Consider the following 13,593-nt stretch of genomic DNA (forward strand, 5'->3'; position numbering starts at 1 on the left):
GTTTACCAGCACAAAATACCTCGTTTTAGTAGAATACATAAAGAGTATACACCAGTTTTTTATAAAAAACTATGTAAAATACATAAAAGTGGTGCCAAGCACCACTTTTGCCGCCGGTGGGCGGAAGGAAAGGCGTCCCCGGCAGAGATCCGCAACAGCCCACCACTCCGGCAAGTGACCCCCACCCGGGAAATATCCCTCTTCGTACTATGTGACACCGGCGGGCGGAGGGAGGGGCATCCCTGGCCGAGCACATTGCGGACCTACGGTCCGAGGAATTCTCTGCTGGAGGAGACCCGAAGGGGCTCCGTAAGCAGGCTCTACAAGCGTGCGAGCGCCAGGGATGCTCCTCCCTCCGCCCGATTTGCCGATAAGTCCGGAAAAAGGGATATTACTCTGGTCTGATTCCCCTTAATATGTTATCATCTATATAAATAAGAGTAATTGGAGGCTTCCCTTGTCCAAAGGTTTAACCCAACGAGCCCACCGTATATTGACCATAGACGCCCAGGAAGAGGCCCGGCATTTTAATTCGGACCAGCTTCTTCCGGAACATGTAATTATCGCCCTGCTCAAGGATGGGGCGGGTATAGCCTGTAAGGCGCTGATGTTCCTCAGAATCGATCTGCTGGAATTCCGGCATACCCTGGAGAACGAAATAACCCGTATGTCCGGGGTACTGGTTTTTGGGGATGTACCTCCCTCCAAACGAACCAGAACCATGCTGGAAAACGCCGCCGAGGAGACCCGTTCCATGGGGAACGACTATATCGGCACGGAGCATCTCCTCTTTGCGGCCATGCGGGAACAGGATTCCCCGGTTCAGCTGTACCTGAACCAGCGGGCGGTGGATACGGATATGCTGCGGGTTGTGGTTCAAACCACCTTTAACCATGGCAATTCCGGGCAGGAAAGCGAATTCTTTTCCGCCGCAGGAACCTATATGGGGAATGCGGATCTTTACCAGCCCAATTTTCTCCACCAGTCCTCGAAGGAATCCAGGTCCCATTCAAACCGGGCTAAATCGGCCTCCTATCCGCCCCTGAGTTCCACCCCTACCCTGGATGAATACTCCCGGGACCTTACCGCCCTGGCTAAGCAGGGTAAACTGGACCCGGTTATCAACCGGCGGAAGGAAATCGGCAGGGCGGTGCGTATCCTGGCCCGGCGGACCAAGAACAACCCCGTCCTGGTGGGAGAGCCCGGGGTGGGTAAGACCGCCATCGTCGAGGGGCTGGCCCAGCTTTTTTCTGAGGAAGATATTCCCGAAATGCTGGCGGGGAAACGTATCCTCTCCCTGGACCTGGGTTCCGTAGTTGCGGGGACCAAGTACCGGGGCGAATTTGAGGAACGGCTTAAAAAAATTATGAAGGAGATCGCCGCAGCTAAAAATGTGATCCTCTTTATTGATGAAATACACACCATTATTGGAGCAGGGGGCGCCGAAGGAACCATCGACGCTTCGAATATGCTCAAGCCCGCCCTTTCCCGGGGGGATATCCAGTGCATAGGCGCCACCACCCTGGCGGAATACCGGAAGCACTTTGAAAAAGACGCCGCCCTGGAGCGCCGCTTCCAGGCTGTGCAGGTTGATGAGCCCGGACTTGAGGAAACCCTGAATATTCTCAAGGGGATTCAGAAAAAGTACGAAGACCATCACCGGGTAAGCTATACCCCGGAATCGGTTTCCGCTGCGGCGCGGCTGGCCCAGCGTTACATAGTCGGCCGGTTCATGCCCGATAAGGCCATCGATATTCTGGACGAAGCCGGGGCCATGCGGAAGCTGGAAGCGGGAAGCAATCCCCCGGAAATCTCGGACATCGAAACGGAGATCCAACAGTTAAGCGATGAAAAAAACGCCCTGGTTTCCATACAGGACTACGAACGGGCCGCAGGAATACGGGACCGGGTACGGAACCTCAGGCTGCGGCTGGAATCGGTCCGGGACGCCTGGGAGCGTTCCTCCCAGGATGAACGGACGGTGGTAAGCGAAGGCGATATACGGCGGGTTGTGGCGGAAACTACGGGCATACCCCTGACTCGGCTGGAGGAACAGGAATCGAGACGGCTGCTCAAGATTGAGGAGGAGCTTCACAAGGAAGTGGTAGGACAGGATGAGGCGGTGCGGCGTATCTCCTCCGCCATACGCCGTTCCCGGGCGGGGATTTCATCCCCAAAACGTCCCCTGGGCTCCTTCATCTTCCTTGGTCCCACCGGTGTGGGCAAAACACTGCTGGCGAAACGGCTTTCGGAGTATCTCTTCGGTAACGAAGATTCCCTGGTCCGTATCGACATGTCCGATTATATGGAAAAACACAACGCCTCCCGGCTCGTAGGCGCCCCTCCCGGCTATGTGGGTTACGAAGAGGGGGGGGTCCTCACCGAGCGGATACGGCGGAACCCCTACCGGGTGGTGCTCTTTGACGAAATAGAAAAGGCCCACCACGATATCTTCAACCTGCTCTTGCAGGTGCTGGAAGAGGGCGAACTGAAGGACAACCTGGGACACACGGTCAACTTCCGTAACACCGTTATTATCATGACCAGCAACGCCGGTGTGCGGGAAATTTCCCGGGACTCGCGGCTGGGCTTTTCCTCCGAGACCGGCATCATGGACATAGCGGAAATACAGAGCGCCGCCATGGCGGAACTGCGCCGGCTCTTTAACCCGGAATTTATCAACCGGGTGGACGACGTGGTGGTTTTCCACGCCCTGGACGAAAAACAGGTGGAATCCATCCTGGAGCTGCAGGTTGAAGAACTTGCCCAACGGCTGGCGGAACAGGGTTACTCCATCGAAGTCCTCCCTGCGGCCCGGAAGATCCTTATCGAAAAAGGCTGGGACCCAAAGTACGGCGGACGGCCCATGCGCCGGGCCATTCAGAAGGAGCTGGAGGATCCGCTGTCAACGATGCTGTTGGAGGGGAACTTCCCCTTCGGCACGGTGTTTATTGCCGATGGCCATGACGGGAAGATAACGGTACAGCAGGCCCCAAAAGCAGCCGGGCATCCGGTACCGGAAACCGTGCAGCCGGTGATACTTTAAAGGGTTTTTTTCGGAGTTTAATATTTATCCTTTATATATTCACTCCCCTCTCTTCCTTCTCTTATTATGTCTACTAATTCTTTTGTCGTTATATCTGCCTTTATACCTTTAATTCCTTCTAAAGGTGATTTTCCTTTACCTTTTTTATCATTTATTGATATTATTTTAAATTTACTGCCATCTTTTCTTGTTATTATTACTTCTTCTTTAAGAGCCGTATTTAATACGGTTGTGAAATTCTGCCGTGCTTCTGAGTAATTATATATTTTCATTTTCGTCCTCCAATAATTCTAAGTTCATTTCCAATGCAATCCTTTTCATATTTGCATCAAACGTTAATAAGGGAATTTTCAACCTCTTGGCCGTTTCTAAATAATATGCATCATACGCATAAATTGTATACTTACATGCTATTCTTAAAGCATTTTCCATATCTACTTCAACTGTTTTTAAAGGAATTTTCTTAAACTCCCTATATGCCTTAATTATTTCATCCTCAACCAAAATATGCCTCTTATAGATCCTCGTTAAGGCATTTCCTATTTCAAATGGAATCATTTGAGGCGCTAAAAGAGTAGTATCTTTAGTCAATCTTATTGCAATTTCTTTCTCCGGTTCATCAATTATTAGAGCCATTATAACACTTGCATCAATCACTATATTCATCAGTACATTGTACTCTAAATATTTTATTCCGTCAAGATTTTTTTGTTAATTTTAAAATTTGTAATTGCTGCTAATCAAATACGATTAGCCTTACTCATCGCCCTGGAGTATCACATATGCTGCTTTAATATTCTCTTTAAATGTTTCCGGTAACCCGTCCCATTCCAATAGATCCACCCGGAATGGCAGGTTCGATTCGTCCAGAGCTTCTTTCAGAAGGGAAACCTGGGGGCGCTGCTCCGCACCGGTAAAGACAACCAGATCAAGATCCGACCAGGGATGGAAAGTTCCCGTAACCCGGGAGCCAAAGGCCCATACCGGTGTCCGGGGGAGAAACTGCCCGATAAGCGAAATAAGAATATCCCTGTCACGGGATGTAAGGGCTATTGCGCCAGGGGCCATGATTTCCCGGTCATTTTTTGATACAGGGCAGCAGCATCGTTGATAAAATTTCCCGCTGCTGCCAGGGCTTCGCGGGCTTTATTTTCCGAATAATCGTGGGAGGTACCGGCTCTAATATCGGCATACAATAGCCATGGTTCTACCGCCGGGAAAAGCTGATTCTCAAAGGCAATGCGAAACAGGGGCTTGGGACTGTTGGGAAGTTCCGGTACGCCAAGATTTTCTCCAAGGTACCGTTTGAGAACCTTCCAAAGGCAGTCGTAACATACCGCAAACCGTTGTATTACCGATTCTGCAATTGCTTCACGGTCGATTTCCCCTAAATCAGGGCGTTCACTAAGGCTGGAATAATTCTGATACTGTGATGCCAAGTGGTTTAGGGCTTTATCGAATTTGCCATAATCTATCATACTAAAAAACCCGGTGATACTTTAAATCACCGTGCCTGGGTACAGTACCGTGTTTTTCGGGATAACGATGATGCCGTCCACAATGTAGTAGTTGCCGTAGTTACCATCGGTGCGGTTCATGTCGTCGATGCCGATACGGCAGCCCTCGCCTATGCAGGCGTTTTTGTCGATGATGGCGCCCTTAACAATGGCGCCCTTACCTATGCCCACGTTTGGAACCCGGGCTTCGGCGTTCTGCTGTTTCTGGATTTCCGTTTCGTAAAAGTCGGCGCCCATACAAATTACCCCGTTCAGGCTGGCGCCGGATTCGATGGTGGTGCGGACCCCGACAATGGAATTCGCAATGGAAGCATTGGTGATGATGCAGCCTTCGGCGGCGATGGATTGGTTCATGTTGCTGAAATTCATCTTTGACGGGGGCAGGTTCCGTACATGGGTATAGATGGGCCGGTCCTCGTCATAAAAATCAAAGCGGGGCTTGAGGGTGGTCAGTTCCAGGTTTGCCTCGTAAAAACTCCGAATAGTTCCAATGTCTTCCCAGTAGCCGTTAAAAATATAAGCGTTGACCTTGAGGTTATGGATCGCGGTGGGGATGATTTCCTTGCCAAAATCGGTAAAATCATTATCCAGGCAGCTTTCCATGGCGGCGGCGTTAAATATATAGATGCCCATGGAGGCTAAATATTCATCGGTCTTACCGCCTTTGTCCCGCTTCAATTCAACGGGTACCTTATAATCCCCAATTTCCTTGGTAGGACCGGGTTTTTCTAAAAATTCCGTAATTTCATTTTTCTTGTTTACCTGGAGTATCCCCAACTGACTGGCGTCTTCCCGGGAAACCGGGGTACTGGCTATGGTTATGGCAGCCCCGGATTCTTTGTGCTTCTTCAAGAAATCCTGGAGGTCCATCCGGTACAGCTGATCCCCGGACAGGATGATGTAATAGTCCGGCCGCTGGGTTCTGAAATGGACAAAATTTTTCCGCACCGCATCGGCGGTACCCTCATACCATCCGGAATGTTCATTGGTCTGTTCCGCCGCGAGGATCTCCACAAAGCCCTTGGAAAAGGTATCAAAGTTATAGGCATGGGCCAGATGAAGATGGAGGGAGGCGGAGTTGAACTGGGTAAGAATATAGATTTGCCTGAAACCCGCATTAATACAATTTGAAATAGGGATATCTACGATCCTGAATTTGCCCCCAAAAGGAACGGCCGGCTTTGCCCGTGCCTGGGTTAAAGGAAATAAACGGGTCCCCTTGCCACCACCTAGTACTATGGATAGAACTTCAGTCATAGAACCCCCTTTATTTTTATCGGCAAAAATCTATAACTTATTATAGATAGGAATTACCAGTCTGTCGATACTATACGTTTATTCTTTCTTAGGGTTACTATAAAAAATATGGAAAGTGCAGCGGAAGAATTGAAAAAAATCCTCACCGATCCGGGTTTTGCCCCCTATATCGTGGAAGAACGGCTCCTGCCGGCCACGGATGGGGTTTTTGTCCCCCTTCCGGCGGATTTGGACAGCCGGATTGCCGCCGGATTGCAGGATCGGGGTATCCGGGAAATCTATACCCACCAGGCTGCGGTTTGGGATGCGGTACAGCGGGGCCGGAATGTGGTGGTGGTAACCCCCACTGCCTCGGGAAAAACCCTCTGTTACAACCTGCCCACCCTGCAGGCGCTGCTGCGGGACGAAAAAGCCCGGGCCCTGTACCTCTTCCCCACCAAGGCCCTGTCCCAGGACCAGCAGTCGGAGCTGAACGAATTGGTGGGCGAAGGGATACCCATAAAGGTAAGTACCTATGACGGGGATACGCCGGATTCACTGCGGGTGGCGGCCCGGGATACGGGGCGGATCATCATCTCTAATCCGGACATGCTCCATGCGGGGATACTGCCCAACCATCCCCGGTGGATCAAGTTTTTTTCCAACCTTAAATACATAGTTATCGACGAGGCCCACGCCTACCGGGGTGTTCTGGGAAGCCATGTGGCGGATGTGCTGCGGCGGCTGCGGCGGGTCTGCGCCTTTTACGGTTCAAAGCCCCAGTTCATCCTCTGCTCCGCCACCATCGCCAACCCCAAGGAACTGGCGGAAACTTTGATAGGCGGTGAGGTCACCCTGGTGGATAACAACGGGGCGCCCCGGGGAGAAAAGCGGATTATCCTCTACAATCCGCCCCTGGTGGACGCGGTCCAGGGGATACGCCGTTCGGTGGTGACCGAAAGCCGGCGCTGGATGCTGGCCTTCCTCAAGGGGGGTATTAAGACCATACTTTTCGCCCATTCCCGGGTAAAAACCGAGGTGGCCGCCGCATATGTGAACGAAGATCTGGCCAATATCTACACCGATAATAAGCGCATCCGGGTGGAAGCCTATAGGGGCGGCCTGCTCCCCAACGAGCGGCGGGAAATTGAGAAGGGGCTGCGTGAAGGGACTATCCGCGGGGTGGTGTCCACCAATGCCCTGGAACTGGGTATAGACATCGGCGGCCTGGACGCTTCGGTGGTGGCGGGGTTTCCGGGATCCTTTAACAGCTTCTGGCAGCAGTCCGGACGGGCCGGGCGGCGGGGGGGCTCCTCGGTATCGGTCTTTGTGGCGTCATCCTCACCGCTGGACCAGTTTATCATGAACGATCCCGAATGGTTTTTCCGGAAAAGCGCCGAGGAAGCGCGGATTAACCCGGATAACCCCTATATACTTACGGACCATGTTAAGTGCGCCGCCTTTGAACTGCCCTTCCGGGATGAGACCATAGAAAAGGGCGAGGAACCCTTCGGCGCCGATGTGGGGGAGGTCCTCTCCTTCCTGGAAGAAGAGGGTACCGTGCGTCATACTGCGGGGCGATGGCATTGGGCGGATCGATCCTTCCCGGCGGAGGGGATCAGCCTCCGTTCCGCCTTAGCGGATAATGTGGTGATCGTGGATGTAAGCGAGGGGCGCAACACCGTTATCGGCGAGATGGACAGGCCCAGCGCTAAGGAGCTGATCTTTAAAAACGCCGTATATATGCACCGGGGCAGGCAGTACCTGGTAGAATCCCTGGATATCGCCAACCGGAAATGTCTGGTCCGGGAAGCGGAGGTGAATTACTTTACCGACGGCCTGGTAAAGACGGATATCAAGGTACTCACCGAAGACGAGACCCTAGACTTCGGTTCTTGCGCAGGAATATTGGGGGATGTGCTGGTCCGATCCCAGGTTGCCAAGTTTAAGAAGATCCGCTTCCACACCCACGAGAATGTCGGCTACGGGGACATCGAACTGCCGGAGGAGGAAATGCAGACCCGCTCTCTGGTACTGCTCTTTGGTAAGACCACCGGAGGCGGAGCGGTTCTTTCCGGCTTTGGGGAAGATGCAATCGGATCAATCCTCTCCGGGACAGGAACCCTGATCAAACACATAGCCCCGGTTTTTCTTCTCTGCGATCCCAGGGATATCGGCGTGGCGGAACGGGTCCGGGATCCCCACTTTGCCCTGCCCGCCCTGTATATTTACGATAAGTACCCCGGGGGTACCGGTCTTGCGGAAAGTCTGGCGCGGCGGACAGGAGAACTGTTCCGCTCCGTATACCGGGTACTTACGGAATGTCCCTGCAAAGATGGCTGCCCCTCCTGTGTGGGCCCCGGGGAAAACAAACAGGGAACCGCAGAATTTCTGCGCAGTCTTCAATATGAGTATTAGTTTTTTTTATCCGCAGATTCAGAAGTTTCGATGATTTTGATTTGTCGCAAAAAGTACCAGGTACCGGCGGGAGTACCGTTGGCAAAGGTCATTTCCCGGGAGCTTTCCTGTCCTTCCACGGTTACGGTCCGCTGCTGAAGATCCCAGAGCGTGTCCCGGTCCTCTTTGTCAATACGCCACTCCCGGTCGGTTCCGGTAATAACCAGTTCCATCCCGGGGCCGCTTCCTATAAGCCGCACCTGACCCGTAACCCGGACGGTGTTGGGGGTTTTATCCTGTCCACCCAGCCCCATCAGCATAAGTGCGGAAAAAAATAGAGGCGGGATCAGAAAAAAAAACCTGCGGGGACGCCTGCTACTCCACATCTATTTTCATCCGGGGTAAATACCCTTTACGCCGCAGCATATCCCGGGCATCTATGACGAAGGGCTTTAACGGCTGTACCGCCGACCGGGCCGAAACGGCGCCGGCAGCTTCGTTTGCATTTGCCAGCGATAATATCACGCCGGTAAGCTCTCCGGTTTCTGCTTGTTCAGGCAGCTCATTCATATATCTTCTCAATACGGTACTTGTATTGTAGGTGAGGAGCGCTCCGCCGGGCGAAAGGGCTGTATCGTTGGGAACGGATTCTTTTTTCAGCCCGACGTATTTGATATTTCCGGAAGCCGAAGGGAAAACACCGGGGGTATCGCCGACGACGCTGTACACCCCTTCGCCGGGGTATAAGGGCAGTGATGTTACTCCCGGAAGATATGGTACCTTAAGCTTGTTTTGTATGATGGTATCGTCCTTATACCCATAGCGGCCGCTGGTAGATCGAATATAATTTGCCGCCATCCAGTCTCCCAGCAGACTCCCCCAATCGTTGTATTTCGGATCAATTTTTGCCGCCGCCGCTTTAGTGACCGCTTTGTAATCCGTATCGGATGAGGTGATAATATCCCTGTAAATATCGGTCCCGTCGGATTGCAGCCTAAGCCATTGGAAAAAGAGGTAGGCGGTGGCATAATCATCCAAGGCGGATTTTTCCGTATGATTCCCCCAGACAAAGAAGGTATTCCCCTGGGCAATGGTTCTTTCCCGATCCTCGACAAACCAGTCAAGCCGCTCATCATCGTGATTCGGCGCCCGATAGACGTATTCCGCTGCGGTGGAAAGACCTTCATCGATCCAGGTATCCATAAAGGTTATTGAATTATTGGATCTTCTTCGTACGGTTGCGGTGGCATAATTCATAAGATGCTGCAGTTCATGGGCAAAGGTGGTATTGGAACTAATGGAACCCGGAACGCCGGGATTAGTATCCACATACATCATATCCATCTGATTGGAATACCGTGAATCAAAAAAATTTTCAGCCCAAAAATATCCCGCCACATAACCGGGAGTATTGGGAGTGTAGGTATCTTTAATATCCAGCAGCAGTATGGCCAGTTTTCCATCCCCATCCCCAAGCCAATCGGCCAATTCCAGGGTATTATGGGCAACAACCGGTCCCGTTGGCTCGTACTTAATATCATCTTGTATGCCAAAAACATCTACCATTTTTTGATATATATTAATATCGTATTCTTTCGCTATACTTTCTGCGGTTCTAATACTTACCCCGGCGGTTCTTTCCACCCAGATAACGCATCGTTCCCCCTCCGCAAGCTTAACCGCATTAAGTTGATAGAATTTGGCAGTATCCAGATTCTGAGCCCAGAATTGCCTATCCTCCAGGCCATTATAGGGATTCTCAATCCCCGAGTTGGTGGGACAGGAGCTCATCAGAAGAATCAGTGACGTGACCAGGGCGGCTAAAACAAGTTGTCTCATAATAAAAGGAGTATACCATAACAAATCGCCGGTGAGAATATGCGGGCCACACGAACAAAGAGGATAAAAAACCACAAAGGACACATGTGGTCCGTGGTTATTCCTCATTCGGGATTGCTTCCCCCAAATAATCCTGTCTATACTGGTACAGGGGATGGGGATAGGGATGGGAGAAAATTTACGGGCCCGGCTGCGGCGGATCCGGGAAGCATCGCTTTCAGGGAAAGAGGAACTAAGGCCGGTACCACTTGCAACGAAGTTTCCCGCGCCACTTGCAACGAAGTTTCCCGCGCCACTTGCAACGAAGTTTCCCGCGCAGCACAGAGCGGCCCCGCCCTCCCCTGCTTCGGCTGCCCCCGATATGGCCGCCTTCCCCGGCTGGACACCGGTTGGGTTCCAATCCCTCAAGCGGTCGGTGTTTATGGTTCCCTCCGCGGCGATTCCCGCCAATCTGCCCCGGTCCCTGGGCATCCTCGTCCCGGATCTCCTCCGTTACCCTTCCTTCCCGCTTTCCCCGCCCCGCCGGGAAAACCTGCTCTTCTTCGACCTGGAAACCACGGGCCTTTCCACCGGCCCCGGTACCCTGGCCTTTCTGGCCGCCTTTGGCAGGCTGACGGAGACGCCCCTTGGAGAAGGCTGCCTTCGGGTAGACCAGTACCTGCTCCTGGATTATCCCGGGGAAAACGATTTTCTGGAGGCCATCCTGCAGGAGTTTTCAGCATCATCTTTAATCGTGAGCTATAACGGCAAGAGCTTTGATTCCCAGCTGCTCAAGATACGCTGCCTCATGAACGGTATACGGCCTCCGGAATATTACCAGGCGGATCTTCTCCACCCAAGCAGGCGGCTCTGGAAGCGGGTACTGCCATCCTGTTCCCAGGCTTCGATTGAAACCGCCGTGCTGGATCTGGATCGCAGCGGGGATATACCCGGCTCCATGGCTCCGGATATCTGGTTTTCCTTTCTGAAAACCGGGGATCCTAGGGAACTGATGGGAATCTGCGATCACAATGCAAGGGATATATTTGGCCTCCTGGCGATCCTGGGCGCCCTGTGCGGGATAGCGGAGGAACCCTGCGGCGGGGGTGAAAAATTCCGCTGCGATCCGGAAAGTCTTGCCCTGTGGTGGCATAGGGCGATCCGTATCTACGGGGAAAAAAATTTTGGCCCCGGGACGGCAAAGACCGGAGAAACCCTGTTACGGGCTGCGGCGGAACGGGGACACCGGCGGGCCGCCTACACATACTATCGTAAACTGGCGATAGAGGCGGAGTGGAAAAGGCGGGATCCGGCATCGGCCCTTGGGTACGTTAATTTGTTCTTGGCGTTACCCGAAATTCAGGATACTATGGGAGACGAGATGTTCCACCGCCGTGAACGGCTCGTGGAAAAAATTGAAACAAAGGGAAAACTACTATGAATATACGGCTTTTAACGATTGAGGATTACGATGCGGTTTACTCGCTATGGAAGATTTCTACGGGCATAAATTTAAGGACCCTGGATGATTCCGAAACGGGGATCAGAAAATTTTTGGAGCGGAACCCCCACACCTGTTTTGCGGCGGAAGAAAACGGCGAGCTGGCGGGAACCATATTGGGGGGCAATGACGGGCGCCGGGGGTATATATACCACATTGCGGTAAAGGCGAATTTCCGCAACCAGGGTATTGGAAGATCCCTGATTGAATCGGTAGAAAAGGCCCTCATCCAGGAGGGGATCAACAAGGTCGCCATGGTATCAATTAAGACCAATGTTGGGGGAAACCGCTTTTTACGGGCCTGCGGATACCCCATCCGGGAAGATATTGTGTACCGGAATAAGAACCTCAACACCGAAAATAATTAGGAAGCGTCGATGTTTAACAGTATACGGGGAACCGTTACCGGAAAAATTGATGACACACTGCGGATCCTCACCGGGGGTCTTGAATGGGAAATCATCGTACCCCTTACGGATATGGGCCGCTTCCCCCTTCCCGGTGAGGAGGGGCAGGTCTATACCTGGCTGTATCACCGGGAGGACCAGATGCGGCTCTTCGGCTTTGCCGATGAAATCCGGCGCGCTACCTTTTTGGAACTCCTCAAGGTTGAAGGCATAGGCCCCAAGGCGGCGGTGAAGATCATGGGGGGCATAAGCCAGACAGAATTGCAGCGGGCCCTGGACACCGAAGATGTGGGCCGCCTGGAAGCGGTACCCGGCCTGGGAAAGAAGACCGCACAAAAGATGATCCTCGCCCTTAAGGGAAAACTGACAAGCGGCAGTGACAAGCCCAGGGCGGCCTCCCCCCACGGCGACCTGGTAACAGCCCTGGCAGAGATGGGTTACGATCAACGCTCAGCCGCAGACGCCCTGGCAAAGGCCGAAGCATCCCTGCCGCCCGGCTTAAGCGGGGCAGAACTGGAGAAGGCGCTGTTCAGACAGGCAATACTGTATTTGAGCGGAGCGTAACCAAGCTGTCATTCTTTTCACGATTTTTCTGGTATGACTAAAGCAAAATCTATCCTCACCCCTTTAAGGGGGTATATGGGAACATCGGTTCCCACAAATTTGAGGAGGAAAACCATGGCCATCCACAACGCCAGGGACAATAGCTTTAAGCTCATCCTGGGTAACCACCAGCTTTTTGTCGAGTTTTTGCGGGACTATCTGAATATCGATCTGCTCAAGGATGTTCAGCCCGAGGACATTGAGGACATGAGCGAACGGTTCCTACCGCTCTTCCAGGACAACCAGGACTCGGACACGGTCAAGCGGATCAACCTGAAGGGCGAGCCGCCCATCTTTGTCATTGCCCTACTGGAGCACGAGTCCAAGGTGAATTTCAGGTCGAGTTTCAAGATGTTCCAGTACATCTGTCTCATCCTGGACAACTACGAAAAAGAAATTAACAAGGAGCAAGAGGGCGCCAGCGCAAAGAAGGGCTTCCGGTATCCGCCGGTACTGCCTATCGTTTTCTATGACGGAACGGACCCTTGGACGGCGGAGCTAAACTTTCTGGACCGGACCGCCCTAAACCAGGTGTTCCAAAAGTACATCCCCAAGTTTGAATACCTCCTGGTGGACCTGAACCGGTACGCGCCGGAGGATCTGGTCCGGTTTGGCGATGCACTGTCCCTGATTATGCTGATCGACAAGCTGGAGACCTGGGACGGGGAGTCGCTTCTGAACAAGATGCCCCCGGACTACCTCGAACGGATGGCGTTGAAAATCCCCAAGGAATTGACTAGACTGATAACGGATGTGATGAGCACCCTGTTGAATCGGCTTAAGTTTCCCGAGGAGGAGACGCGGACCGTGACCAATTATTTCACCGGGAAGGAGGAACGGGGCATGTTTGAGCATGTGGTAGAAAAAGTTCTGGAAGACAGACGCCGCGCCCGAGAGGAAGGCAAGGAGGAAGGTGAGAAAGTCGGCAAGGAAGAAAAAGCCCTGGAAGCCGCACGGAATTTCCTTGGAATGGGATTGAGTCCGGAGCAGGTTGCCAAAGGAACCGGCCTTGACCTTGCAACCGTCAAAAATATTTCCTTACCATAAGGGTGGCGGCGTGGCTGGGCT

General features: G+C 52.7%; 13 protein-coding genes. 6 read left to right on the forward strand and 7 right to left on the reverse strand.

The window, feature by feature from the left end:
* Nucleotides 1–457 precede the first annotated feature (457 nt).
* Nucleotides 458–3,046 carry an ATP-dependent Clp protease ATP-binding subunit gene (locus TPRIMZ1_RS0113990; protein ID WP_010261320.1) on the forward strand — a complete coding sequence of 863 codons (2,589 nt, stop codon included), beginning with the start codon at nt 458–460 and terminating at the stop codon, nt 3,044–3,046.
* Nucleotides 3,047–3,063: 17 nt separating this feature from the next.
* Here the strand turns inward: TPRIMZ1_RS0113990 and TPRIMZ1_RS0113995 are convergent, their stop codons facing one another.
* The 5 genes from TPRIMZ1_RS0113995 to TPRIMZ1_RS0114015 form a co-directional block, all read right to left on the reverse strand.
* Nucleotides 3,064–3,318 (reverse strand): type II toxin-antitoxin system Phd/YefM family antitoxin, encoded by a 255-nt coding sequence (locus TPRIMZ1_RS0113995; RefSeq protein ID WP_010261321.1) that lies wholly within the window; start codon nt 3,316–3,318, stop codon nt 3,064–3,066.
* Nucleotides 3,305–3,712 (reverse strand): type II toxin-antitoxin system VapC family toxin, encoded by a 408-nt coding sequence (locus tag TPRIMZ1_RS0114000; protein ID WP_010261324.1) that lies wholly within the window; start codon nt 3,710–3,712, stop codon nt 3,305–3,307. Before TPRIMZ1_RS0114000 ends, TPRIMZ1_RS0113995 begins: the two co-directional genes overlap by 14 nt.
* A 90-nt stretch (nt 3,713–3,802) precedes the next feature.
* Nucleotides 3,803–4,114, reverse strand: a complete 312-nt coding sequence (locus TPRIMZ1_RS0114005; protein ID WP_010261326.1) for a nucleotidyltransferase family protein — start codon at nt 4,112–4,114, stop codon at nt 3,803–3,805.
* On the reverse strand, nt 4,096–4,524 hold the full coding sequence (locus TPRIMZ1_RS0114010; protein ID WP_010261329.1) for a nucleotidyltransferase substrate binding protein: 429 nt from the start codon (nt 4,522–4,524) through the stop codon (nt 4,096–4,098). The genes TPRIMZ1_RS0114005 and TPRIMZ1_RS0114010 overlap by 19 nt, the downstream gene beginning before the upstream one ends.
* Before the next feature lie 21 nt (nt 4,525–4,545).
* Nucleotides 4,546–5,820, reverse strand: coding sequence for a glucose-1-phosphate adenylyltransferase (locus TPRIMZ1_RS0114015; protein ID WP_010261332.1), 1,275 nt, complete (start codon nt 5,818–5,820; stop codon nt 4,546–4,548).
* A gap of 108 nt (nt 5,821–5,928) precedes the next feature.
* Between TPRIMZ1_RS0114015 and TPRIMZ1_RS19155 the strand changes: the two genes are divergently transcribed.
* Nucleotides 5,929–8,217: a DEAD/DEAH box helicase gene (locus TPRIMZ1_RS19155; RefSeq protein WP_010261336.1), complete on the forward strand. Its 2,289-nt coding sequence runs from the start codon at nt 5,929–5,931 to the stop codon at nt 8,215–8,217.
* On the opposite strand, the gene TPRIMZ1_RS0114025 is transcribed toward TPRIMZ1_RS19155, so the two are convergent.
* Both TPRIMZ1_RS0114025 and TPRIMZ1_RS0114030 read right to left on the reverse strand, forming a co-directional pair.
* On the reverse strand, nt 8,214–8,510 hold the full coding sequence (locus TPRIMZ1_RS0114025) for a hypothetical protein (protein WP_198429943.1): 297 nt from the start codon (nt 8,508–8,510) through the stop codon (nt 8,214–8,216). The two genes, TPRIMZ1_RS19155 and TPRIMZ1_RS0114025, sit on opposite strands and share 4 nt — an antisense overlap.
* Nucleotides 8,511–8,571: 61 nt before the next feature.
* Nucleotides 8,572–10,035, reverse strand: coding sequence for a hypothetical protein (locus TPRIMZ1_RS0114030; protein WP_026043726.1), 1,464 nt, complete (start codon nt 10,033–10,035; stop codon nt 8,572–8,574).
* 166 nt (nt 10,036–10,201) lie between these two features.
* On the opposite strand from TPRIMZ1_RS0114030, the gene TPRIMZ1_RS19865 reads away from it, so the two are divergent.
* The 4 genes from TPRIMZ1_RS19865 to TPRIMZ1_RS19165 all read left to right on the forward strand — a co-directional run bounded on the left by TPRIMZ1_RS19865 (nt 10,202) and on the right by TPRIMZ1_RS19165 (nt 13,572).
* Nucleotides 10,202–11,455, forward strand: coding sequence for a ribonuclease H-like domain-containing protein (locus tag TPRIMZ1_RS19865; protein ID WP_157784268.1), 1,254 nt, complete (start codon nt 10,202–10,204; stop codon nt 11,453–11,455).
* Entirely contained in the window at nt 11,452–11,883 is a 432-nt protein-coding gene (locus TPRIMZ1_RS0114040) for a GNAT family N-acetyltransferase (RefSeq protein WP_010261347.1), read from the forward strand. Before TPRIMZ1_RS19865 ends, TPRIMZ1_RS0114040 begins: the two co-directional genes overlap by 4 nt.
* A 9-nt stretch (nt 11,884–11,892) precedes the next feature.
* Complete coding sequence (gene ruvA / locus TPRIMZ1_RS0114045; protein WP_010261350.1) at nt 11,893–12,486, forward strand: Holliday junction branch migration protein RuvA; 594 nt, start codon at nt 11,893–11,895, stop codon at nt 12,484–12,486.
* 114 nt (nt 12,487–12,600) lie between these two features.
* Nucleotides 12,601–13,572 carry an Rpn family recombination-promoting nuclease/putative transposase gene (locus TPRIMZ1_RS19165; protein WP_010261352.1) on the forward strand — a complete coding sequence of 324 codons (972 nt, stop codon included), beginning with the start codon at nt 12,601–12,603 and terminating at the stop codon, nt 13,570–13,572.
* The last annotated feature ends 21 nt before the right edge of the window (nt 13,573–13,593 follow it).

It is taken from the genome of Treponema primitia ZAS-1, from assembly GCF_000297095.1.
GTDB lineage: Bacteria > Spirochaetota > Spirochaetia > Treponematales > Breznakiellaceae > Termitinema > Termitinema primitia_A.

What these genes read in the sequence shown, in the direction of transcription:
- TPRIMZ1_RS0114025 (WP_198429943.1), bottom strand. Translation starts at nt 8,510, where the DNA reads ATGGGGCTGGGTGGACAGGATAAAACCCCCAACACCGTCCGGGTTACG.
- ruvA (WP_010261350.1), top strand. Translation starts at nt 11,893, where the DNA reads ATGTTTAACAGTATACGGGGAACCGTTACCGGAAAAATTGATGACACA.
- TPRIMZ1_RS0114040 (WP_010261347.1), top strand. Translation starts at nt 11,452, where the DNA reads ATGAATATACGGCTTTTAACGATTGAGGATTACGATGCGGTTTACTCG.
- TPRIMZ1_RS0114005 (WP_010261326.1), bottom strand. Translation starts at nt 4,114, where the DNA reads ATGGCCCCTGGCGCAATAGCCCTTACATCCCGTGACAGGGATATTCTT.
- TPRIMZ1_RS19165 (WP_010261352.1), top strand. Translation starts at nt 12,601, where the DNA reads ATGGCCATCCACAACGCCAGGGACAATAGCTTTAAGCTCATCCTGGGT.
- TPRIMZ1_RS0114000 (WP_010261324.1), bottom strand. Translation starts at nt 3,712, where the DNA reads ATGAATATAGTGATTGATGCAAGTGTTATAATGGCTCTAATAATTGAT.
- TPRIMZ1_RS0114030 (WP_026043726.1), bottom strand. Translation starts at nt 10,035, where the DNA reads ATGAGACAACTTGTTTTAGCCGCCCTGGTCACGTCACTGATTCTTCTG.
- TPRIMZ1_RS19155 (WP_010261336.1), top strand. Translation starts at nt 5,929, where the DNA reads ATGGAAAGTGCAGCGGAAGAATTGAAAAAAATCCTCACCGATCCGGGT.
- TPRIMZ1_RS0114010 (WP_010261329.1), bottom strand. Translation starts at nt 4,524, where the DNA reads ATGATAGATTATGGCAAATTCGATAAAGCCCTAAACCACTTGGCATCA.
- TPRIMZ1_RS0114015 (WP_010261332.1), bottom strand. Translation starts at nt 5,820, where the DNA reads ATGACTGAAGTTCTATCCATAGTACTAGGTGGTGGCAAGGGGACCCGT.
- TPRIMZ1_RS0113995 (WP_010261321.1), bottom strand. Translation starts at nt 3,318, where the DNA reads ATGAAAATATATAATTACTCAGAAGCACGGCAGAATTTCACAACCGTA.
- TPRIMZ1_RS19865 (WP_157784268.1), top strand. Translation starts at nt 10,202, where the DNA reads ATGGGAGAAAATTTACGGGCCCGGCTGCGGCGGATCCGGGAAGCATCG.